The sequence below is a fragment of the Streptomyces sp. NPDC088745 genome, assembly GCF_044751045.1.
Lineage (GTDB): Bacteria > Actinomycetota > Actinomycetes > Streptomycetales > Streptomycetaceae > Streptomyces > Streptomyces cremeus.
Window position 1 is genome coordinate 49479 of record NZ_JBIVLB010000014.1, and the last position, 21398, is coordinate 70876.

A 21398-nucleotide genomic window follows, 5' to 3' on the forward strand; every position below is an offset into this window, starting at 1 on the left:
GATGGCTCGCGGGTGGCCGTGGATGTGGGGGAGCGGCGGGCCGATAGCCTGGGAAAATGCTGACCGAAGTCATCGCGACCCGCTACGTCACGCCCCTGCGTGAGGGCGGCTCGCTCCCGGGAATCGTCGAGGCCGACGATTTCGGCACGTACGTCATGAAATTCACCGGCGCCGGACAGGGCCGCAAGACGCTGGTCGCCGAAGTGATCTGCGGGGAGCTCGGGCGGAGGCTGGGGCTGCGGGTGCCCCGGCTGGTCGCCATGGACCTCGACCCCGTCATCGGCCTGGGCGAGCCCGACCAGGAGGTGCAGGAGCTGCTCAAGGCGAGCGGCGGGCTGAACCTCGGGATGGACTTCCTGCCGGGGTCGATCGGCTTCGATCCGCTGGCGTACGAGGTCGGGCCCGCCGAGGCGGGCGAGGTGGTGTGGTTCGACGCGCTCATCAACAACGTCGACCGCTCCTGGCGCAACCCCAACATGATGGTCTGGCACGGCGACCTGTGGCTCATCGACCACGGCGCCACCATGATCTGGCACCACAACTGGCCCACCGCCGCCTCCGCGTCGGCCAAGCCCTACAACGCCTCCGACCACGCGCTGGCCCGGTTCCGGCCGGACCTCGCGGCCGCCGCCGCGAAGCTGGCGCCGCTGGTGACGGAGGAGCTGCTGACCGAGGTCGCCGCCCAGGTGCCCGACGTGTGGCTGGCCGACGAGCCCGGCTTCGACAGCACCGACGCACTGCGCAGGGCGTACGTGGACGCGCTGCTGCCGCGTGCCGCGACCGTGCACGAGCGGATCGTGCTGGAGGCCCCGACCGAGGACCGGCCGTCGCAGGCGCCGGGCTGGCTGAAGGAGCGCCTGAAGCCGGCGCCGCATGCCACGCGGCCTGCCACGCCGTCCGGCGCGAAGAAGGACCAGCAGCAGGACGGCGGCGCGAAGTGAGCGAGCACCAGAGCGCCGGGGCCCCGGTCCAGCGGCACGTCTTCGAGTACGCGCTGCTGCGGGTCGTGCCCCGCGTCGAGCGCGGCGAGATGTTCAACGCGGGGGTGCTGGTGTACTGCCGGGCGAAGTCGTACGCGGCCGCCCTCACCCACCTCGACGAGGACAAGCTCCGGGTGCTCGACCCGGGGGCCGACGTCGTGGGCGTACGGGCCGCGCTGCGCGCGGTGGAGGGCCTCTGCGGGGGCGGCGAGGCGGCGGGACAGGCGGCCGGCGACGACCCGGGGCGGCGGTTCCGCTGGCTGAGCGCGCCGCGCTCCGGCGTCGTGCAGCCCGGCCCCGTGCACACCGGACTCACGGCCGACCCCGAGGCGGAGCTGGAACGGCTGCTGGAGTTGCTGGTCCGGTGAGGGGAGCCGACGCCGTGTGACCTTCGTTCGGGTGGCGGGGCGGTCGTTGACACCGGGTGCCGTGGCTTCTAGCGTCACGACTGCTGAAGCTACTAAGCGGTTGCTCAGCTGTTGAGCGGCCCCCGGGGGCCGGTTCCCAAGGGCGAGGAGAACAGGGATGTCCACCACCGAGCAGCGCGTGGCGATCGTGACCGGGGCGGCGCGCGGCATTGGCGCCGCCACCGCACTGCGGCTCGCGGCCGACGGCCGTGCCGTCGCCGTCCTCGACCTCGACGAGGCGGCCTGCGCGGACACCGTCGAGCAGATCACCAAGGCGGGCGGCCGGGCCCTCGCGGTCGGCTGCGACGTGTCCGACGAGGCGCAGGTGGAGGCCGCCGTGGCGCGCGTCGCCGCCGAACTGGGCGCGCCGACCGTCCTGGTCAACAACGCGGGCGTGCTCCGTGACAACCTGCTCTTCAAGATGAGCGCCCTGGACTGGGACACCGTCATGGGCGTCCACCTCAAGGGCGCGTTCCTCATGTCGCGTGCCGTCCAGAAGCACATGGTGGACGCGAAGTTCGGCCGTATCGTCAACCTGTCGTCGTCCTCGGCGCTCGGCAACCGCGGCCAGGCCAACTACGCCGCCGCCAAGGCCGGCCTCCAGGGCTTCACCAAGACCCTGGCCAAGGAGCTCGGCAAGTTCGGCGTCACCGCCAACGCCGTCGCCCCCGGCTTCGTCGTCACCGAAATGACCGCGCAGACCGCCGAGCGGGTCGGCATGGGCTTCGAGGACTTCCAGGCCGCGGCGGCCTCCCAGATCCCGGTGCAGCGCGTCGGCAGGCCCGAGGACATCGCCAACGCCATCGCCTTCTTCACCGGCGAGGCGGCGGGCTTCGTCTCCGGACAGGTCCTGTACGTCGCCGGCGGACCCCTCAACTGACCCGGCCAGCAAAGGGACTACGAGCTCATGACGGAAGCAGTGCAGGACAGCGGGGCGCCGGACAGCGGCCGGGTCGCCCTCATCACCGGAGCCAGCCGCGGCATCGGCTACGGCGTCGCGGAGGCCCTGGTGGCCCGCGGCGACCGGGTGTGCATCACCGGACGCAACGAGGACGCCCTGAAGGAGGCCGTCGAGAAGCTCGGCGCCGACCGGGCGATCGGAGTGGCGGGCAAGGCGGCCGACGAGGAGCACCAGGCCGTCGCCGTCGCGCGCACCATGGAGGCGTTCGGCCGGGTCGACTTCCTGGTCAACAACGCCGGCACCAATCCCGTGTTCGGCCCGATGGCCGACCTGGACCTGAACGTCGCCCGCAAGGTCTACGAGACCAATGTCATCTCGGCGCTCGGCTTCGCCCAGCAGACCTGGAAGGCGTGGCAGAGCGCCAACGGCGGGGCCATCGTCAACATCGCGTCGGTCGCGGGAGTCTCGGCCTCGCCGTTCGTCGGCGCGTACGGCATGAGCAAGGCCGCGATGATCAACCTCACCCTCCAGTTGGCGCACGAGTTCGCCCCGCTGGTGCGGGTCAATGCCATCGCGCCCGCCGTGGTGAAGACGAAGTTCGCGCGGGCGCTCTACGAGGGCCGCGAGGAGGAAGTCACCTCGGCGTACCCGCTGGGGCGGCTCGGCGCGCCCTCCGACGTCGGCGGCGCGGCGGCGTTCCTGACCTCCGCGCAGTCGGACTGGATCACCGGTCAGACGCTCGTCGTGGACGGCGGGATCTTCCTCAACGCCGGGGTCGGCTGAGGGAGATCGGCGCGGACCGGGGTGCGGTAGTTCCTCTTGTATCCGGGATGGGCGGAATTTGCCCTTCCTTTACCGCGGCGGCCTGCTGGACAACTTCGTTGCTCCGGTGGGCCGTTGCGGTATCGTCTGCCGATCCCACGGCTGAACGAGGAGCGTGCACGTGTTTGACCGGGCCAGATGTCTGCGGGTTGCCGCAGCCCTCACCTCCCTATCCCTGCTGCCCGGCTGCGGGGCGCTGACCGAGGAAGGTTCCGATCCGGAACACCGGCTGAGCGTGGGCACCACGAGCAAGCCGAGCAAGCTGGACCCCGCCGGCGCGTGGGACGGCTCCTGGGAGCTGTACCGCAACGTCTTCCAGACCCTGCTGAGCTACCAGACCGGCACCGTGACCCCGACCCCGGACGCGGCCGAGTCGTGCGCCTTCGACGACACCGCCCACCGCGTGTACTCCTGCACCCTGAAGGCGGGGCTGACCTTCTCCGACGGCGCCGCGCTCGACGCCGAGGCCGTCCGGCACTCCATCGAGCGCATCGTGCGGATCAACGCCGAGGGCGGCCCCGCGGGCCTGCTCAGCAGCCTCCAGAAGGTCGAGACGCAGGGCAAGCAGAAGGTCGTCTTCCGGCTCAACAAGCCCGACGCCACCTTCCCGTTCGTCCTGGCCACCCCCGGCATGTCGCTGGTCAGCCCCACCGCGTACCCGGCCGGACGGCTGCGCACCGACAACTCGCTGGTCGGCTCCGGTCCGTACGTCCTGAAGGCCTACCGCCCCAAGGGCGCCGACTCCGGCGCCGACCTGGAGCGCAACTCCACCTACAAGGGCTTCGCCAAGCGCAAGAACGCCGCGGTGACCATCCGCTACTTCGACGACTCCGCGAAGATGGTCAAGGCGCTCAAGAACAAGGAGATCGACGCGACCTTCCGCGGCCTGACCGCCGAGCAGATCGTGGCCCTCCAGGACGAGACGGACGGCCCGATCCACGTCACCGAGTCGCCCGGCTCCGAGATCCACTACCTGGTCTTCAACCCGAAGGACAAGTACGCCGCCAAGCCGGCCGTCCGCCGGGCGATAGCCCAGCTCGTCGACCGGCCGGCCCTCGTGGAGAAGGTCTACCGGGGCACCGCCGAACCGCTGTACTCGATGGTGCCGGCCGGCATCGCCGGGCACACCACCGACTTCTTCGACACCTACGGCAGGGCGGACGTCGCCGAGGCCAAGCGCATCCTGCGCGCCGGCGGCATCACCACGCCGGTACCGCTGGCCTTCTGGTACCCGACCGACCGCTACGGCTCCTCGACCGCCCTGGAGTTCGCCGAACTCAAGCGGCAGCTGGAGGCCTCGGGGCTGTTCCGGATCACCGTCAAGGGGCTCCCCTGGGACGAGTTCTCCCAGGGCGTGCAGAAGGGCTCCTACCCCGTCTTCGGCCGTGGCTGGGCGCCGGACTACCCGGACCCCGACAGCTTCGTGTCGCCGTTCGTCGGCGAGCGCAACGCCATCTCCACGCCGTACGTCGTCCCCAGGATCACCGGCGAGCTGCTGCCGAAGTCGCGTCGCGAGGTCAAGCGGGACAAGGCCACCGACTACTTCGTCGAGGCCCAGGACGTGCTGATGCGCGACGTGCGGCTGCTGCCGCTGTGGCAGGGCAAGTTGTACGTCGCCGCCCTGGAGGACGTCGGCGGCACCGAGCTGACGCTGGACCCGCAGACGATCATGCAGGTGTGGGAGCTGTACCGGAAGACCAGCTGGGACTAGGGGCGCGCAGCGGGCCCGGACGGCGTTGTCAGTGGTGGCCGGTAGGTTCTCCGACAGAGAACGAATCGCTCACCGGAGGTTGTTGACGTGACGGACATCCAGATGCTGCCCGAGTCCTGGCGCGGGGTCCTCGGCGAGGAGCTGGAGAAGCCCTACTTCAAGGAGCTCCTGGAGTTCGTCGAGGAGGAACGGGCCGCCGGCCCGGTCTACCCCCCGCGCGAGCAGGTCTTCGCCGCCCTGGAGGCCACCCCGTACGACAAGGTGAAGGTCCTGGTCCTCGGCCAGGACCCGTACCACGGCGAGGGCCAGGGGCACGGGCTGTGCTTCTCGGTGCGGCCCGGCGTGAAGACGCCGCCCTCCCTGCGCAACATCTACAAGGAGATGCACGAGGAGCTCTGCACCCCCATCCCGGACAACGGCTACCTCATGCCGTGGGCCGAGCAGGGCGTGCTGCTGCTCAACGCGGTGCTCACCGTCCGCAAGGGCGAGGCGAACTCGCACAAGGGCAAGGGCTGGGAGAAGTTCACCGACGCCGTCATCCGCGCGGTGGCCGACCGCCCCGACCCGGCGGTCTTCGTGCTGTGGGGCAACTACGCCCAGAAGAAGCTCCCGCTGATCGACACCGAGCGGCACGCGGTGGTCAAGGGCGCGCACCCCTCCCCGCTGTCCGCGAAGAAGTGGTTCGGCTCGCGCCCCTTCACCCAGATCAACGCCGCCGTCGCCGAGCAGGGCCACGAGGCGATCGACTGGACCCTGCCGAACCTGGGCTGAGCCTGAGCCCGATCGCCCCCGCCTGCGGCTAGCGTCACCGGGAGAGTCGAGCGACCGGGCACGCAGCGGAGGCCGCAGTGGTGGAGCAGCAGGAGACGTCGGAGGAGGCCGTGATGACCCGGATCGGGCAGACGGCGATCCTGTTGCACGCCGGTGACCGGGAGGAGGCCCGCAGCAGGTTCGGGGCGCTGTGGGAGGAGCTGGGCCCGCAGGGCGACCCGTGGCACCGCTGCATGGCCGCGCACTACCTGGCCGACGCCCAGGACGCCCCCCGGGACCGGCTGCTCTGGGACCTGCGGGCCCTGGCCGCCGCCGACGGGCGCGACGGCGGCCGGGGAGGCCGCCGCCCGCCGATGGAACTGCGCGGCTTCCACCCCCGCCTGCATCTGGACCTGGCCGCCGACTACCTGGAGCTGGGCCGCCCGGAGGCCGCCCGCGTCCATCTGCGCAGGGCCCGCGCCCTGGCCGAAGCGCTCGGGGAGCGGGAGCGCCCGGCGCTGGGCGTGCGGGAGGCGATCGGACGGCTGGAGGCGCGCCTGGCCGGGCCGTGAGGCGCGCCGGGCCGGGCGTTGAGGCCGGGCGTCAACGCCCGTATGCCTCACGGCAGATGCGGGCCTGCGGGCTGTCCGGCTGCCAGCCGCCGTAGTCGGCGCCCAGCGCGCACACGTCCGCCGCCGAGGTGGGGAGCTTCGGCAGGGCGGGCCGCCCCCGCTCCGGCTCGCGGCGGGGCACGGGCTCCGGGGGCGCGGTGGGGGTCTTCGGGGCGGCCGCCCGGCGCGCGGGCGGCCGCGGCTCGTCGTCCGCCGCCCGGGGGCGGGGTTCGCGGGAGGCCGGTGGGGCGGCGGCCGGTTCGGGGGCGCGCTCGGAGGGCAGCAGAGCCGCTTCGAGCACCTCGTGGACGGGCGCCTCGACCAGCTCGCCGGGGCTGCCACCGTTCCCGATCATGTGGGGCAGTTGGGGCGGGCGGGGCTGCTGGGCGGCGGGGGACCGGGCTGCGGGCGGTCCGGGCCGGTCCGCGTCGGCGGCCACACAGCCCGACACGGCCGACACGGCGACCCCGACCAGGAGCGTCGCAGCGGTTCTCGTCACGGTTCTCGTCACGGTTTTCGTTCGGTGCACCCGCGCCACTCTGTAGAGCCCGCCGCCCGTGGGGGAAGTCGGGAGGCCGATATTGCTCCACACGAGTGAAGCGCGGGCCAGGTGCTCACGTACCGTACGAAACGGGCCTACCCGCCGAGCATGCCGCGCAGCAGCTCGCCGAAGCCGGTGCGCAGCTCCGCCCGCGTCGGCACGGACGCGTGGTAGGAGCCCGCGGCACAGGAGTACATCAGCCCCTCCACCCATGCGACCAGCGACAGCGTGTGCCGTTCGGGCTCCCGCGAGCCGGCCGCCGTCATCAGCGCGATCAGCGGCCCCTGGAAGCCGGCCCGCCCCGTGGCGTCGTAGAACTCGCGGAGTTCGGGCCTGCGGGTGGCTTCGAGGCCCAGTTCGTAGCGGGCGATCAGCAGGGAACGATGCTCGGTGAGGTACCGGTGCAGGGTGTCGGCGAGCAGGTCCACCAACTGGTCGAGACCGGGGCCGGGTCCGGGGCCCGGTCCGTCGCCGGGCCCGGAGCCCGGGAGCGAGCGCACCCCCAGTGCCTCGCTCTCCACCACGGCCAGCCTGCGCACCGCGAGTTCCAGCAGGGCCTGGCGGGTGCGGGCGCAGTTGGAGGTCGAACCCTGCGGCAGGCCCGCCGTCTCGTCCACGGCCCGGTGGGTCAGCCCGCGCATTCCCCGCTCGACCAGGAGCTTCAGGGCGGCGTCGGCGACGCGGTCCGCTCGGTGGGCGGGGGTCTCACGGAAGCCGGGGGAGGTGCGTGCGGTCATGGGACCAGCCTACCCCCGCTCACTACATGTGTAGTAGCGTGCGAAGTGTCACTACAGGTGTAGTCACCCAGGAGGCGTCATGTCCCCGCACGTGCCCCGGAACTCGCAGCACCGGCCCCGCCGCGCCCTCGTCGTCGGCAGCGGCATCGGCGGCCTCACCGCCGCCGCCACCCTTCTCCAGCGCGGCTGGCAGGTCACCGTCCTGGAACGGGCCGCCTCCCTGGACCCGGTCGGCGCCGGCATCGGCCTCGCTCCCAACTCCCTGCGCGCCCTGGACGTCATCGGCCTCGGCGACACCGTCCGCGACCTCGCCGCCTGGCAGGGCGAAGGCGGGATACGCGCACCGGGCGGCCGCTGGCTGTCCCGTACCGACAGTGCCGCCGCCGCCGAGCGCTTCGGCGGACCGCTCGTCCTGCTGCACCGCGCCACCCTCGTGGACGTCCTGTCCGCCGCGCTCCCCGAGGGCACCGTCCGCACCGGCGCCGCCGCCTCCCTCGTGGACGCGGGCGAGCCCGGCGGACGGCCCGCCGTGGTCCGTACCGACGCGGGCGACATCGAGGCCGACGTCGTCGTCGGGGCCGACGGCGTGCGCTCGGGAGTCCGGAACGTCCTCTTCCCCGAGCACCCCGGAGCCGGCTACGCCGGGTTCACCACCTGGCGGGTCGTCGTCCCCGCGCCCACCGGCCCCTTCGCCCCGCACGAGACCTGGGGGCGCGGCATGCTCTGGGGCACCCAGCCCCTCAAGGACGGCCGGGTCTATGCCTACGCCGCCGCCCGCACCCCCGTCGGAGGCCGCTCGGCCGACGGCGAGAAGGCCGAGCTGCTGCGCCGCTTCGGCGACTGGCACCACCCCGTGCCGCAGATCGTCGCCGCCGCCACCGACGACCAGGTCCTGCGGCACGACGTCTTCCACCTGGACACCCCGCTCGACACCTTCCACCGCGGCCGCGCCGTCCTCATCGGCGACGCCGCACACGCCATGTGCCCGACCATGGGCCAGGGCGGGAACCAGTCCATCGAGGACGGCGTCGTCCTCGGCCACCACCTGGACCCGGACGGGGACCTCGGAGCGGGGCTCGCCGCCTTCACCGCGGACCGGCTGCCCCGTACGACCGGCATCGTCGCCAAGTCCGCGAAGATCGCCCGGCTGGCCATGCCGGCCGGCGCACCGGGCGCGGCCCTCCGCGACACCGTGCTCCGCCTGGCGGGCCTGGGCCCCTCCGCGCTGGCCCTGCGGGCCTTCGACGGAGTCTGCGACTGGCGGCCCCCGCAGCGCACGTATGCTGCCCGGACACCTGTTCACCAGGCACGACAGGCCCAGCAGTCCTAGCAGCACAGAGGGAGACCCCCGTGAAGATCGGCGTCATCGGCCTCGGCGACATCGCGCAGAAGGCGTACCTGCCCGTCCTCGCGTCCCTTCCGGGGGTCGAGATCCACCTCCAGACCCGCACCCTCGGCACACTGGCCCGCATCGCCGAGACCCACCGCATCCCGTCCGCCCGGACCCACACCACGCTCGACGGGCTCCTCGCGCAGGGCCTGGACGCGGCCTTCGTGCACGCGTCGACCTCCGCGCACCCGAAGCTGGTCACCGCCCTCCTGGAGGCGGGCGTCCCGACGTACGTGGACAAGCCCCTCGCGTACGACCTGGCCGACTCCGTGCGGCTGGTGGAGCTCGCCGAGGAGCGCGGGGTCAGCCTCGCCGTCGGCTTCAACCGCCGGCTGGCCCCCGGTTACGCGCAGTGCGCCGACCACCCGCGCGACCTGATCCTGATGCAGAAGAACCGCGTCGGCCTGCCCGAGGAGCCCCGCACCTTCGTCCTGGACGACTTCATCCACGTCGTCGACACCCTGCGCTTCCTGGCGCCCGGCGAGATCGACCACGTCGACGTGCGGGGGCGCGTGGTGGACGGGCTGCTGCACCACGTCGTGCTCCAGCTCTCCGGCGACGGCTTCACCGCGATCGGCACCATGAACCACGTGTCGGGCTCCACCGAGGAGATCCTGGAAGTCTCCGGCCAGGACAGCAAGCGGCAGGTCGTCAACCTCGCCGAGATCATCGACCACAAGGGGCAGCCGACCGTCCGCCGCCGCGGCGACTGGGTGCCCGTCGCCCGCCAGCGCGGCATCGAGCAGGCCGTCACCGGGTTCCTGGACTCCGTACGGGCGCAGAGGCTGCTCGGTGCCCGCGACGCGCTCGCCACGCACGAGCTGTGCGAGCGCGTGGTACGGACGGTCCTGGGACAGGCTTCCTGAGGCGGCGCACCCCCTCCGCGGCGAGCAGCAGCGCCAGTGCGGCCAGCGCCAGGTGCACCGCCCAGTCGCCGTACCGCGCGTACGGGGTCAGACCGGCCGCCAGCGGTACCTCGTAGACCGCGGCGGCGCTCCGGTCGGTGCCCAGCGGCCGCCCGATCCGGCGGCCGTCGGGCCCGTACACACTGCTCACCCCGGTGAGCGTGGCGTGCACCATCGGCCGCCCCGACTCGGCGGCCCGCAGCGCGGCGAGCGTCGCGTGCTGCTCGGGGGCCCAGCTGTGCTGGAAGGTGGACGTCGCGGACTGCGCGATCAGCAGGTCCGCACCGTCCCTGACCAGGCGGCGGCTCATGTCGGGGAACGCCGACTCGAAGCAGACCAGCGGGCCGGGACGCAGCCCGTTCGGCAGCGCCATCACCACCGGGGCCGTGCCCCGCATCCGGTCCTCGCCGGCCGCCTTGCCGACCGAGGTGGCCCAGCCGAGCAGGGCGCGCGCCGGGACGTACTCACCGAACGGGACGAGCCGCATCTTGTCGTACCGCGCCCCCGTCGGCCCCTCGGGCCCCACCAGCACCGACGACTTGAAGATGCCGGGCCGGTCGGAGCGCCGGGCGTCCACGTTCACCAGGAGATACGTGTCGAGGGCCCGGGACAGTGCGGTGATCCGGGCCGCCACGTCGGGCCGGGCCACCAGGTCCTCGCCGACGCTGCTCTCGCCCCACACCACCAGGTCCACCCGCTCTCCCGCGAGCGTACGGGTCAACTCCTCGCCCCGGGCCAGACGTTGTCCGGCACTGCCGTCGCCGTCGAAGATCCCGGGCTGGACGACGGCGACCCTGGCGGTGCGCTCGGCAGCCGGAAGCGGGGCCAGGAACCGTCCCGTCCCGGCGAGCACGGCGCAGCCCAGGAGGGCGCAGAGGGCCGCGGTGCGGGCGTGCCGCAGCGTCAGCAGCACCACGACGGCGGTGTTCACGGCCACCACCAGCAGCGTCACCAGCCACACCCCGCCCAGTGAGGCCAGCCGCAGCGCGGCCGTCACGTCCCACTGCGAGGAGCCGAGCAGCCCCCAGGGACCGCCCAGCGCCTCCCAGGAACGGGCCAGTTCCACCATCAGCCACCCGGACGGCAGCACGGCGACGGCGGCCGCGGCGCGCCGCACGGTCGGTCTGCCGCCGAGCAGGAAACGTACGAGCACACCCCACGGCAGCCACAGCAGCCCCAGCAGGGCCGCCAGCACCACGATGAACACATGCAGGCTCGGCATCAGCCAGTGGTGCACCGCCACCACGAACCCGACCCCGCCCAGCCACCCCTCCAGCGCGGCCCGCCGGCCGGTCGGCGCCGACCGGAGCAGCAGCATCCAGGGCACCAGGGCGACATACGCGAACCACCACAGCCCCGGCGCGGGGAACGCGAACACCGGCAGGGCCCCGGCGAGGAGCGCGGCGAGGGCACGCCGGGGACGGGTGGCGAGCACACGACGCCGGGGCGGCGCCGGTGTTCGGACGAGGTCCCCGGCGGGTGCCTCCCGGCCGTCGTCCGGTCGCAGGCGGTCCGGGTGCCCGCTCGACACCCACTGCTTCGGCATGCCGCGCCTCCTCACCACCGCCGTGATGATCCCAGTGTGGGGGAGCGGGGCACGGCGGGACAGTGGGCGTTCAGAGCGCGTGCGGGTCCGTGCGCCGCCACTTCTCGTGCACGGTCACCCGGCGCACCCGCCAGGCGCCCTCCTCGGAGCGCAGCAGCTCGAAGGCGTAGCGGCCGCCGGTGACGAAGTTCGGGGCCGGGGCGCCGGCCGGGCGGCCCGGCTGCTCCAGGAACATCGGGTTGAGGTAGTCGGCCTGGAGTTCCGCCCGGTCGCCCGTGTCCCCGTTGAGGTCCTCCAGCCGCAGCCGCCGGTTGACGATCAGGTGCTGACGTACGGGAAAGACCGTGAGCGTCTCCGCGAGCCACCCGGCGACCTCCCCCGCCGGGCCCTCGATGCCGCCGGCCGAGCGGTAGTCGGCGCGGCCGTCGGGGGTGAACAGGGCCTCGTACGCGGTCCAGTCGGCGTCGTCGACGGCCACGGCGTAGCCGGTGATCACCGCGTCGACGGCCAGCCGGTCCATAACGGTCGCGAGTTCCACACGCTGGGTCATCGCCACAGTCTCGACCAGCGCGGTCGCGCCGCCAAGGGCCCGTGGGGCACGAGTGTGCGCCGCCCCGGCCCGTGGCGCGCCCCGGCCGGCGGCTCAGCCCGCCGACTCGCCCGCGTGCGGGCTCAGCACGCCCATGCCCACCAGCACGAACAGCAGCACCCCGAGCGTGATCCGGTAGTACACGAACGGCATGAAGCTCTTCGTCGTGATGAAGCGCATGAACCAGGCGATGACGGCATACCCGACGCCGAACGCGACCACGGTCGCCAGGAGCGTCGGCCCCCACGACACGTGCCCCCCGCCCACGTCCTTCAGCTCGTAGAGTCCGGACGCCAGTACCGCCGGAATCGCCAGCAGGAACGAGTACCGGGCCGCCGACTCCCGGGTGTAGCCCATCAGCAGGCCACCGCTGATCGTCGCCCCGGACCGGGAGACGCCCGGGATCAGAGCCATCGCCTGGCAGAGGCCGTAGACCAGACCGTCCTTGACGCCCAGGTCCTTCAGCGTCTTGCGGTGGTTGCCCGCCGTGTGCCGGCCGGTCTCCCGCTCCGCGCGCGCCGCCAGCCGGTCCGCGACGCCCAGCACCACGCCCATCACGATCAGCGTGGTGGCGATCAGGCGCAGGTCGCGGAACGGGCCCTCGATCTGGTCCTTGAGCGTCACGCCCAGCACCCCGATCGGGACCGAACCCACGATCACCAGCCAGCCCAGTTGCGCGTCGTGGTCGCTCCGCATCGACTTGTCCCGCAGCGAGCGGAACCACGCGCCGACGATCGTCGCGATGTCCTTGCGGAAGTAGATCAGGACCGCCGTCTCCGTGCCGATCTGGGTGATCGCGGTGAACGCCGCCCCCGGGTCGTGCCAGCCCGCGAACGCCGCCGTCAGCCGCAGGTGGGCGCTGGAGGAGACGGGCAGGAACTCGGTCAGGCCCTGGACCAGGCCGAGGATGAAGGATTCGAACCAGCTCATGAGGGGTGGCGCCGTCCCGAGAGGGCGCGCGGCGGAGCGCCGCCGCGCGGAGGGTGGGGTGAGTGGTGCGCAGCGTACCCGCGGAAGGTGGCCGGAGGGTGATCAGCGGGCGTCGGGCGTGGCCCGGTGCCGCCGCCGGGAGTTCACTTGTGCGAGAGGGGGAGCGCGGGGGCCTTCGCCCGTTCGGGAGCCGGGTCCGAGGGGGCGTCGGCGGACGCCGGCACCGCGGACCGGCCGATCGAGTGCCGCTTGCACCAGGCCACCACCACCCCGGCGATGCTCGACACCACGATGAACCCCGTCGAGATCAGGAACGCCGGGGAGGTCGGTGAGGAGGCCTCGCTGCCCGCTATGACGTACGCCAGGGTGTTGGGGATCGAGCCGAGGCCGGTGGCCGTCAGGAAGGACAGGTACCGCATGCGGGAGACCGCCGCGCAGTAGTTCGCGGCGGCGAACGGCACCCCGGGGAAGAGCCGGATCGCCAGCATCGACCGGAACCCGTGCCGGCTCAGCACCCCGTCCGCCGCCAGCAGCACCCGCCCGCGCAGCATGGGCCGCAGCGCGTCCTGGCCCAGCAGCCGGCCCAGCCCGAAGGAGATGCCGGCGCCCAGCACGGTGCCGCCGATGGACGTGGTGAGACCGAGCGCGGTGCCGAAGAGGGCGCCCGCCGCCAGGTTGAGGATCGGGCGCGGTACGAAGGCCACGGTGCACAGTCCGTACGCGACCCCGAAGAGGACGGCGGCCATGGCCCCGCCCCACTGCGGCGGCCAGCCGTCGGCCAGCATCTTCTGCGGCTCGTAGAGCAGGACCGCGGTCGCCGCGGAGGCGAGGACGACCAGGAGCAGCGCGAGACGCGCCCAGGGCGACAGCAGCACGCGCGCGAAGCGCACGGCGGCGGGAGCGCCGGAACGGGTGGTGCGGGTGCGGGTGCCGTCCGGGCGGGGGGTCTCCGTGCCGGGGACGTCCGTGCGGCTCTCTGTGCGGGGGGCGTCCGTGCCGGAACCGTGCGTGCCGGTGCCGCCCGTGCCTGTGCCGTCCGGGCGGGGCCTCTCGATGCCGGGGCCGTCCGTGCCTGTGCCGTGCGGGCGGGGCCTCTCGATGCCGGGGCCGTCCGTGCCTGTGCCGTCCGGGCTGAGGCTCTCCGTGCTGGAACCGTCCGTGTTATGGCCGGCCGTGCCGGTGCCGTCCGAGCTGAGGCTCTTCATGCCGGGACCGTCCGTGCCATGGCCGACCGTGCCGTGGGCGTCCGGGCTCGGGCTCTCCGTGTCGGTGTCGGCCGTGTCGGGGTCCTCCCCGGCGGCGGTGCCCGTGACTCTGCCCGTGCGGGGTCCGTCCGCGTCGGAGCGGTCCGTGCACGGGGGGGCCGTGTGCGGTGCGTCCGTGCGGGGCGTGGCCCCAGAGGCGTGGTCGAACATCCCGGGAGACTAACTGACATACGCGTGTGATCGCCGTAATGTGCACCGCATGACCGGCTTGACCCGTACGGGCGACAGCGGCCCCAACGGCGCGCTCGCCGACACCGTCATGGCGCGGCTCACCACCGAGTACCCGGCCGCCGCGGACCCGGCACGGGCGGCGCAGGTGGCGGCGTACATGAAGCACATCGCCCCCTTCCTCGGCATTCCCACCCCCGAGCGCCGCGCCCTCTCCCGCACCGTCCTCGCCGGCACGCCGCGCCCCGACGAGGCCGACTGCACGGAGATCGCCCTGCGCTGCTGGGCCCTGCCGGAACGCGAATACCACTACTTCGCCGTCGACTACGTGCGCGAGCACGCCGGACGCCTCTCCTCCGGTTTCCTTCCGACGGCCCGGCACCTGATCACGACCACCTCCTGGTGGGACACGGTCGACCTGCTCGCCGCGCACGTCGTCGGCGCGCTGGTCGCGGCGGACCCCGGGCTGAAGCGCGTGATGGACGACTGGATCGGCGACGACGACCCGTGGGTCGCCCGCACCGCCCTCCTCCACCAACTGCGCTTCCGGGCCGCCACCGACAGCGGCCGCCTCTTCGCCTACTGCGAACGCCGAGCGGCCCACCCCGACTTCTTCCTCCGCAAGGCCATCGGCTGGTGCCTGCGCGAATACGCGAAGACCGACCCGGCGGCCGTCCGCGCCTTCGTCGACGCCCACCGCGACACGCTCTCCCCGCTGTCGGTGCGCGAGGCCCTGCGGAACCTCTGACCACGGCACGGCACGGGACGGCAGAAGGGGCCGTAAGGACCCGCGCGGACGCGGACCGTACAGCCCCTCCCGGACCCCCTACCCGAGCACCTCGCTCACGGTGCCCGCGCCGACCGTGCGGCCGCCCTCGCGGACCGCGAAGCCGAGGCCCGCCTCCAGCGGCACGTCACGGCCGAGTTCGACCGTCATGGTGACGGTCTCGCCGGGACGCGCGACGGCGGCCTCGCCCAGGTCCACGTCACCGACCACGTCCGCGGTGCGGAGGTAGAACTGCGGCCGGTAACCGGAGGTCAGCGGCGTCGTCCGCCCGCCGTCCCCGGCCGACAGGACGTGCACCCGCGCGACGAAGCGGCGCGCGGGCGTCACGCTGCCCGGCGCGGCCACCACGTGCCCCCGGCGCACCCCGTCGCGGGGCACTCCGCGCAGCAGCAGCGCGACGTTGTCCCCGGCCTGCGCGGAGTCCATCGGCTTGCCGAAGGTCTCCAGACCGGTCACCACCGTCTCGATGTCCGCGCCCAGCACCTCCACCCGGTCCCCGATCCGCACCGTGCCGCGCTCCACGGCACCGGTCACGACCGTGCCGCGCCCGGTGATGGTGAGGACGTTCTCCACCGGGAGCAGGAACGGCGCGTCCACGTACCGCTCGGGCATCGGCACATAGGTGTCGACCGCGTCGAGCAGCGCCTCGACGGACGCCTCCCAACGGGGGTCGCCCGCGAGGGCCTTGAGGCCGGAGACGCGGACGACCGGGACGGCGTCGCCGCCGTAGCCGTGCGCGGTGAGCAGTTCGCGGACCTCCAGCTCGACCAGGTCGGTCAGCTCGTCGTCCCCGGCGTCGGCCTTGTTGAGGGCGACGACGATGTGGTTCACGCCGACCTGGCGGGCGAGCAGGACGTGCTCGGCGGTCTGCGGCATGATGCCGTCGAGCGCGGACACCACCAGGATCGCGCCGTCCAGTTGGGCGGCGCCGGTGACCATGTTCTTGACGTAGTCGGCGTGGCCGGGCATGTCGACGTGGGCGTAGTGGCGGGTGTCGGTCTCGTACTCGACGTGACTGATGTTGATGGTGATGCCGCGCAGCGCCTCCTCCGGCGCCCGGTCGATGCGGTCGAACGGGACGAAGGTGGCGGCCCCCCGGTCGGCGAGGACCTTGGTGATGGCGGCGGTGAGCGTGGTCTTGCCGTGGTCGACGTGACCCATGGTGCCGATGTTGAGGTGCGGCTTGGTGCGGACGTATGCCGTCTTGGGCATGGCTGTTTTCCTCTGCGAAGTGACGCGAAGCGTGAGTGGACCCCCTGGGCCTGCCGACCCTCCCCGTACGGGGTCCGCCGGACGCGCTCCGGGAAGGGTCAGCTTCGGGCGCCGTCGAGGGGCGCTGCGGCAGCAGTTGCGACTGCTGCGGGGAATGCGGCCTCTGCCGCGAGGTGCGCGGACGCCGCGAGGTGTGCGAGGACGGCAGCCTTCGGCGCGTCCGCGACTGCGGACGGCGCTGCGAGGAAGGCGTACCGGAACATGAGCCAGATCATTGCCGATCCGCCCGCGTCCGGCGAATGGTTTTCCGGCAGGCGCCGGCGGGGCGGGGACCCCGGCGGGTCCGGGGGAGAATGTACGGATGAAGGAATCCGTGCCCGTCGTACGCGAGGTGGACGGCGGCGTCGCCAGGTTGCTCCCCGACGTCGACCGGCCCCGGGCCTGGCTGCTCACCGTCGACGGGGCGCCGCAGTCGTACGTCGACCTGGACGACCCCGCCCACCTGGAGTTCGAGTACGCGCGCCGGCTCGCGTACGTCGTGGACGGCGTGGGCGGGGCCGGGGAGGCGCTCGACGTGCTGCACCTCGGCGGGGGCGGGCTGTCGTTGCCGCGCTACGTCGCCGTCACGCGGCCCGGGTCGCGGCAGGAGGTCGTCGAGGCCGACCGGGGGCTGCTCCGGCTCGTCACCGAGCACCTGCCGCTGCCGGACGGGGGCGCGGGAGTCACCGTGCACGGGGCGGACGGGCGGCGCTGGCTGGAAGGGGCGGCGGACGCCTCCGCCGATGTGCTGATCGCGGATGTCTTCGGCGGCTCCCGGGTGCCCGCCGCCTTCACGTCGGTGGGGTACGCGCGGGAGGCGGCCCGGGTGCTGCGGGCGGACGGCGTGTACGTGGCGAACCTCGCGGACGGGGCGCCGTTCGGCTTTCTGCGGTCCCAACTCGCTACGTTCCGCGGCGAGTTCACCGAGCTGGCGTTGATCGCCGAGCCGGGGGTGCTGCGCGGGCGGCGGTTCGGCAACGCGGTCCTGGTCGCCTCGCGCGCCCCCCTGGACACCGCCGCCCTCGCGCGGCGCGCCGCCGCCGACGCCTTCCCCGCCCGGGTCGAGCACGGGGACTCCCTGGTGCGCTTCGTCAAGGGCGCGGCCCCGGTGCCCGACGCCGAGGCGGTGGCCTCGCCCGAGCCGCCGGCCGGGGCGTTCGGCATCGGGTGAGGCCCGGGCACGTACCGGATCGTCCGGCGAGGCCCCGGGCACGTACCGGATCGTCGGGTGAGGCCCGGGAACGCACCGGAAAAGGCGGACGGGCGTCCGGCACCTCCGTGGTGCCGGACGCCCGTTCAGCGGGGCCGGGGGAGCGGGTCGCGTCACCGGGCGGAGCGGATCACTTCACCAGCCGGAGCGTGCCCAGGATCTTCATGACGGTCGCGTCCGGAACCTCGTCCTTGACGCCCTTGGCGCTGTGGAAGACCCAGGTCTTGAAGTCGCCCTTCGCGTTCTTGAAGCCGAAGGCGTACGACTTGCCGTCCGACGCGCACTTGTTGGCCTTCTTCACGCCGACCGCCGTACCGACGGAGATGCTGCCCGCCACACCGGCCGTGGTGGTGAAGGGCCTGCCCTTCGTCACGTTGATCTTGCCGGTGCGCTTCTGGTCGTAGCCGCCGAAGACCCAGTTGCCGGCCTGGCCCTGGGCGACCTCCGCGGTGTCCTTCGCACCCTTGATGCTGCCGGTCGTGCCCACGTGGGAGAGGGCGCTCTTGTCCTGGTCGCCGTCGTTGTCCTCGTCGGTGACGCACCACTGCTCCTTGAGCGTGGCGGGCGCGGACATGATGGCGATCGGCGGGCCGGTCGGGTTCTTGGCGTCCTCGAAGCCGATGTACGTGTCGGTCGACTGGACGTCCCACTCCGGCGGCACGTCGAAGATCGAGCCGTGCTTGGGGTTGATGACGACCTTCCAGCCGGGGACGGTCGGCTTGGCGTCGATGCCCGCGCGCGGGTTGCCCGTGCCGCCCGCGCCTGGCGCGGGTGCGCTCGGGGCGGCGGTGGCGGGCTTGGAGTCCCCGTCGGCGCCGGACTGCGAGGCCTTCGGAGCGGCCGCCGGCGGCTTCTCCTCCTTGTCGCCGCTCAGGACGAAGACGCCGGTCACCGCGAGGGCGGCGACGACCACCACGCCCGCGACCACCGCGGTGATGACCGTCTTCTTGCGGTCGTCACCCGGACCGCCGGGTCCGGGCGGACCCGCCTGCATCGGCACCGTGTACGGCTCCTGGTGACCGAAGCCGCCGGGCGGGGGCGTCGGCGCGGCGGCGGGGTAGCCGTATCCGGGCTGGGTCGGCGGCTGGTGGTAACCCGGCTGCTGGTACCCGCCCGGCGGTTGCGTCGGCGGCTGCCCCGGCGGAGGGGGCGGCGTCGGCGGCCCCCCGGCGGGAGGCGTCGACTGGTACCCCGGCTGCTGGTACGGGTTCTGGTTCTGGTCCTGCGGGTTCTGCTCGCCCCCGGGCGGCTGCTGTCCTGGCCACATGGCCAGTAACCATAGAGGTGTGCGAGAGCGGGAGCCACCGTCGCCCCTGGAGGGAGACGGTGAAGGCTTCGCAGGAGGTGCGGGCGGAGGGGATGGCCAAGTCTGACTACTCGTGGGTAACATCACGGCCATGAGCGCAGATCAGATGTCCGTCGGCGAGATGCTCGCCGCCACCGTGCCGATGGCCCGCACCTTGGGGCTGGAGTTCCTGGAGACCACCCCCGAGCGGGCCGTCGTCCGCCTGCCGGACCGGGCCGACTACCACAACCACGTCGGCGGACCGCACGCCGGAGCGATGTTCACCCTCGCCGAGTCGGCGAGCGGCGCGATCGTGATCGCCGCGTTCGGCGACCAGCTCACGCGTGCCGTGCCGCTGGCCGTCAAGGCGGAGATCGGCTACAAGAAGCTGGCCATGGGCGTGGTCACGGCGACCGCCACCCTCGGCCGCCCGGTCGCCGACGTCGTCGCGGAGCTGGACGCGGGCGAGCGCCCGGAGTTCCCGGTCGAGATCGCGATCACCCGTGAGGACGGCGCGGTCACGGGCGAGATGACGGTCGTCTGGACGCTGCGGCCCAACAAGTGACCTGCCGGGCCCCCTTGACCCGGGGCCCTTCCGCGTCCTGCCGTCCGCCGTCGGTGCGAGACCGCGGACGCCGGCGGTGACGTCCTCGACGGCCGGATTCGACCACGAGTGCGGCCTCCGGGACGCAGCCGCCGCGGCCCGTCCAGGGGGGTAGGCTGCCCGGCGTGCGCCTTCGGGGCGCGGGCCGGGCAGTTCGCTTGAGCGCCAGAGATCCACGTACGACGGAGGAACCGGCTTTGCACGTCCAGGAATGGCTGGAGACCGTGCCTGCGGTCAGCATCTACATCCTGGTGGGGGTGGTCATCGGTCTGGAGAGCCTCGGCATTCCGCTGCCCGGTGAGATCGTCCTCGTCAGTTCGGCCCTGCTCGCCTCCCAGCACGGTGAGATCGACCCGTACGTCCTGGGCGCGTGTGCCACGGCGGGCGCGATCATCGGCGACTCGATCGGCTACGCGATCGGCCGCCGGGGCGGAAGGCCGCTGCTCGCCTGGATGGCCGGGAAGTTCCCCAAGCACTTCGGGGACGCGCAGATCGCGATGGCGGAACGGTCGTTCCAGAAGTGGGGCATGTGGGCGGTCTTCTTCGGCCGCTTCGTCGCGCTGCTGAGGATCTTCGCGGGGCCGCTGGCGGGTGTGCTGCGCATGCCGTACTGGAAGTTCCTGATCGCCAACGTGCTGGGCGGCATTCTGTGGGCGGGCGGCACGACGGCGGTCATCTACTCGGTGGGCGTGGTCGCGGAGGCGTGGCTGAAGAGGTTCTCGTGGCTGGGTCTGCTGCTGGCCGTGGCCTTCGGCATCGGGTCCATGCTGGTGCTGAAGAGCCGGGCGAAGAAGGCCGCGGCGAAGACGGAGGCGGAGCAGGCGGGCCAGGCAGGCCAGGGGGACCGGGCGGAGCAGGCGTCGGAGTCCCCGTCGTCGGCCGCCGCGCGCCCCGGGGCCCCGGCCCAGTCGGCGGCCGAGCGGGAGAAGATTTCCGCCAGCGCCGACTGACCCCCCGCGAGTTGCGTTCTCCCGCCCACGCCCCCGCGCCGACCACGGCGACGGGGGCGTGGCGCATTTCGCGCGCCTCGCCCAGCGCCGACGACGCGCACGCGGCGGGCACGGTGGCGGCCACGTCCCGGCCCGCGCGCGTCCACCGCCGGAGCGCCCCCCGTGCTTCGCGGAGCTGGTCGCTGCCGCGCGACGCCCGTGTTTCGGGGCACGGGCGGTGCTCCCGGGGAGGGACGACCGAGCGGAGGTACGCGGACCACCTGTGCGCGGCGTTCCGGCCGACCACCGCGCAGGGGGCGGCGGCACGGACCGGGCGGGACGCAGCCCGGGGCGGTCACGCGCCACCCCGCTCCGTCGTGCCCGGGCGGCGTCGTCTACGGTGCCGGGCAAGGACAGCGGCGCGGCAGAACCCGACAACGTACGCACAAGGACCCCATCATGACGGAAACAGCAGGCCGGCCCTTGATCATGGGCATCGGCGGCAAGCAGCCGAAGCTCGCGGACGACGCCTTCGCCGCCCCCACGTCGGTGGTCGTCGGCGACGTGACGCTCGCCGCGGGGGCCGGCGTCTGGTACCACGCGGTGCTGCGCGGCGACTGCGGGCCCATCGTGCTGGGCGCGGACTCCAACATCCAGGACAACTGCACCGTCCACGTCGACCCCGGCTTCCCGGTGACCGTCGGCGAGCGCGTCTCGGTCGGCCACAACGCGGTGCTGCACGGCTGCACCGTCGAGGACGACGTACTGGTCGGCATGGGCGCGACCGTGCTCAACGGGGCGGTGATCGGCGCGGGCTCGCTGGTGGCCGCCCAGGCGCTGGTACCGCAGGGAATGGTGGTGCCGCCGGGGTCCCTGGTCGCGGGCGTGCCGGCGAAGGTGCGGCGCATGCTGACGGAGGAGGAGCGCGAGGGCATCAAGGTCAACGCCCTGATGTACCGGGACCTGGCGGCGCAGCACGCGGCGGCGGCGCGGGAACGGGACGCGTCCGGGGCCTGACGCACACCCCCGGTCGCCACCGCGCAAGCCGCACGGGTCCGAACGGCCGCACTACGGGTCCG

At 73.2% G+C, this 21398-nt stretch carries 22 protein-coding genes; 14 read left to right on the forward strand and 8 right to left on the reverse strand.

Annotated features, from left to right (window positions below; genetic code table 11):
- Window positions 1-56: 56 nt before the first annotated feature.
- The 7 genes from ACIP93_RS29375 (at window position 57) to ACIP93_RS29405 (ending at window position 6143) form a co-directional block, all read left to right on the forward strand.
- A complete protein-coding gene (locus ACIP93_RS29375) occupies window positions 57-941 on the forward strand; it encodes a HipA family kinase (RefSeq protein ID WP_345225195.1) in 885 nt (294 codons plus the stop codon).
- Window positions 938-1348, forward strand: coding sequence for a DUF3037 domain-containing protein (locus ACIP93_RS29380; protein WP_345225197.1), 411 nt, complete (start codon window positions 938-940; stop codon window positions 1346-1348). Before ACIP93_RS29375 ends, ACIP93_RS29380 begins: the two co-directional genes overlap by 4 nt.
- A 157-nt stretch (window positions 1349-1505) precedes the next feature.
- On the forward strand, window positions 1506-2267 hold the full coding sequence (fabG, locus tag ACIP93_RS29385) for a 3-oxoacyl-ACP reductase FabG (protein WP_345225200.1): 762 nt from the start codon (window positions 1506-1508) through the stop codon (window positions 2265-2267).
- Between the two features lie 27 nt (window positions 2268-2294).
- The gene (locus tag ACIP93_RS29390; protein WP_345225202.1) at window positions 2295-3071 is read left to right on the forward strand and encodes an SDR family oxidoreductase; all 777 of its coding nucleotides are present in this window, start codon (window positions 2295-2297) and stop codon (window positions 3069-3071) included.
- A gap of 160 nt (window positions 3072-3231) precedes the next feature.
- The gene (locus ACIP93_RS29395) at window positions 3232-4821 is read left to right on the forward strand and encodes an ABC transporter substrate-binding protein (RefSeq protein WP_401763430.1); all 1590 of its coding nucleotides are present in this window, start codon (window positions 3232-3234) and stop codon (window positions 4819-4821) included.
- A gap of 87 nt (window positions 4822-4908) precedes the next feature.
- The gene (locus ACIP93_RS29400; RefSeq protein ID WP_401763433.1) at window positions 4909-5592 is read left to right on the forward strand and encodes a uracil-DNA glycosylase; all 684 of its coding nucleotides are present in this window, start codon (window positions 4909-4911) and stop codon (window positions 5590-5592) included.
- Window positions 5593-5669: 77 nt separating this feature from the next.
- Window positions 5670-6143, forward strand: a complete 474-nt coding sequence (locus ACIP93_RS29405; RefSeq protein ID WP_401763436.1) for a hypothetical protein — start codon at window positions 5670-5672, stop codon at window positions 6141-6143.
- Between the two features lie 31 nt (window positions 6144-6174).
- Here ACIP93_RS29405 and ACIP93_RS29410 read toward each other — a convergent pair whose 3' ends face one another.
- Window positions 6175-6681, reverse strand: a complete 507-nt coding sequence (locus ACIP93_RS29410; protein ID WP_401763438.1) for a hypothetical protein — start codon at window positions 6679-6681, stop codon at window positions 6175-6177.
- Between the two features lie 137 nt (window positions 6682-6818).
- On the reverse strand, window positions 6819-7460 hold the full coding sequence (locus ACIP93_RS29415; protein WP_401763441.1) for a TetR/AcrR family transcriptional regulator: 642 nt from the start codon (window positions 7458-7460) through the stop codon (window positions 6819-6821).
- Between the two features lie 79 nt (window positions 7461-7539).
- Here ACIP93_RS29415 and ACIP93_RS29420 point away from each other — a divergent pair, with 79 nt between their 5' ends.
- Window positions 7540-8790 carry an FAD-dependent monooxygenase gene (locus ACIP93_RS29420; RefSeq protein WP_401763443.1) on the forward strand — a complete coding sequence of 417 codons (1251 nt, stop codon included), beginning with the start codon at window positions 7540-7542 and terminating at the stop codon, window positions 8788-8790.
- 20 nt (window positions 8791-8810) lie between these two features.
- Window positions 8811-9716, forward strand: coding sequence for a Gfo/Idh/MocA family oxidoreductase (locus ACIP93_RS29425; RefSeq protein WP_345225214.1), 906 nt, complete (start codon window positions 8811-8813; stop codon window positions 9714-9716).
- On the opposite strand, the gene lnt is transcribed toward ACIP93_RS29425, so the two are convergent.
- The 4 genes from lnt to ACIP93_RS29445 all read right to left on the reverse strand — a co-directional run bounded on the left by lnt (window position 9601) and on the right by ACIP93_RS29445 (window position 13710).
- Window positions 9601-11301, reverse strand: a complete 1701-nt coding sequence (gene lnt / locus ACIP93_RS29430; protein ID WP_401763446.1) for an apolipoprotein N-acyltransferase — start codon at window positions 11299-11301, stop codon at window positions 9601-9603. The genes ACIP93_RS29425 and lnt overlap by 116 nt on opposite strands.
- A 70-nt stretch (window positions 11302-11371) precedes the next feature.
- A complete protein-coding gene (locus tag ACIP93_RS29435; protein ID WP_401763449.1) occupies window positions 11372-11851 on the reverse strand; it encodes a nuclear transport factor 2 family protein in 480 nt (159 codons plus the stop codon).
- Window positions 11852-11944: 93 nt separating this feature from the next.
- Window positions 11945-12820 carry an undecaprenyl-diphosphate phosphatase gene (locus ACIP93_RS29440; RefSeq protein WP_401763451.1) on the reverse strand — a complete coding sequence of 292 codons (876 nt, stop codon included), beginning with the start codon at window positions 12818-12820 and terminating at the stop codon, window positions 11945-11947.
- Window positions 12821-12963: 143 nt separating this feature from the next.
- Window positions 12964-13710, reverse strand: coding sequence for a TVP38/TMEM64 family protein (locus ACIP93_RS29445; protein WP_401763689.1), 747 nt, complete (start codon window positions 13708-13710; stop codon window positions 12964-12966).
- Between the two features lie 574 nt (window positions 13711-14284).
- Between ACIP93_RS29445 and ACIP93_RS29450 the strand changes: the two genes are divergently transcribed.
- On the forward strand, window positions 14285-15001 hold the full coding sequence (locus tag ACIP93_RS29450; protein WP_401763454.1) for a DNA alkylation repair protein: 717 nt from the start codon (window positions 14285-14287) through the stop codon (window positions 14999-15001).
- Window positions 15002-15079: 78 nt separating this feature from the next.
- On the opposite strand, the gene tuf is transcribed toward ACIP93_RS29450, so the two are convergent.
- Complete coding sequence (tuf, locus tag ACIP93_RS29455; RefSeq protein WP_401763456.1) at window positions 15080-16252, reverse strand: elongation factor Tu; 1173 nt, start codon at window positions 16250-16252, stop codon at window positions 15080-15082.
- A gap of 361 nt (window positions 16253-16613) precedes the next feature.
- Between tuf and ACIP93_RS29460 the strand changes: the two genes are divergently transcribed.
- Window positions 16614-17462: a spermidine synthase gene (locus tag ACIP93_RS29460; protein WP_401763459.1), complete on the forward strand. Its 849-nt coding sequence runs from the start codon at window positions 16614-16616 to the stop codon at window positions 17460-17462.
- Window positions 17463-17631: 169 nt separating this feature from the next.
- Here ACIP93_RS29460 and ACIP93_RS29465 read toward each other — a convergent pair whose 3' ends face one another.
- Entirely contained in the window at window positions 17632-18768 is a 1137-nt protein-coding gene (locus tag ACIP93_RS29465) for a hypothetical protein (protein ID WP_401763461.1), read from the reverse strand.
- A 145-nt stretch (window positions 18769-18913) separates the two neighbouring features.
- Between ACIP93_RS29465 and ACIP93_RS29470 the strand changes: the two genes are divergently transcribed.
- From ACIP93_RS29470 to ACIP93_RS29480, 3 genes are all read left to right on the forward strand, one after another.
- Window positions 18914-19351: a DUF4442 domain-containing protein gene (locus ACIP93_RS29470; protein WP_345226688.1), complete on the forward strand. Its 438-nt coding sequence runs from the start codon at window positions 18914-18916 to the stop codon at window positions 19349-19351.
- Between the two features lie 236 nt (window positions 19352-19587).
- On the forward strand, window positions 19588-20340 hold the full coding sequence (locus ACIP93_RS29475; RefSeq protein ID WP_401763464.1) for a DedA family protein: 753 nt from the start codon (window positions 19588-19590) through the stop codon (window positions 20338-20340).
- Between the two features lie 438 nt (window positions 20341-20778).
- The gene (locus ACIP93_RS29480; RefSeq protein WP_401763466.1) at window positions 20779-21336 is read left to right on the forward strand and encodes a gamma carbonic anhydrase family protein; all 558 of its coding nucleotides are present in this window, start codon (window positions 20779-20781) and stop codon (window positions 21334-21336) included.
- The last annotated feature ends 62 nt before the right edge of the window (window positions 21337-21398 follow it).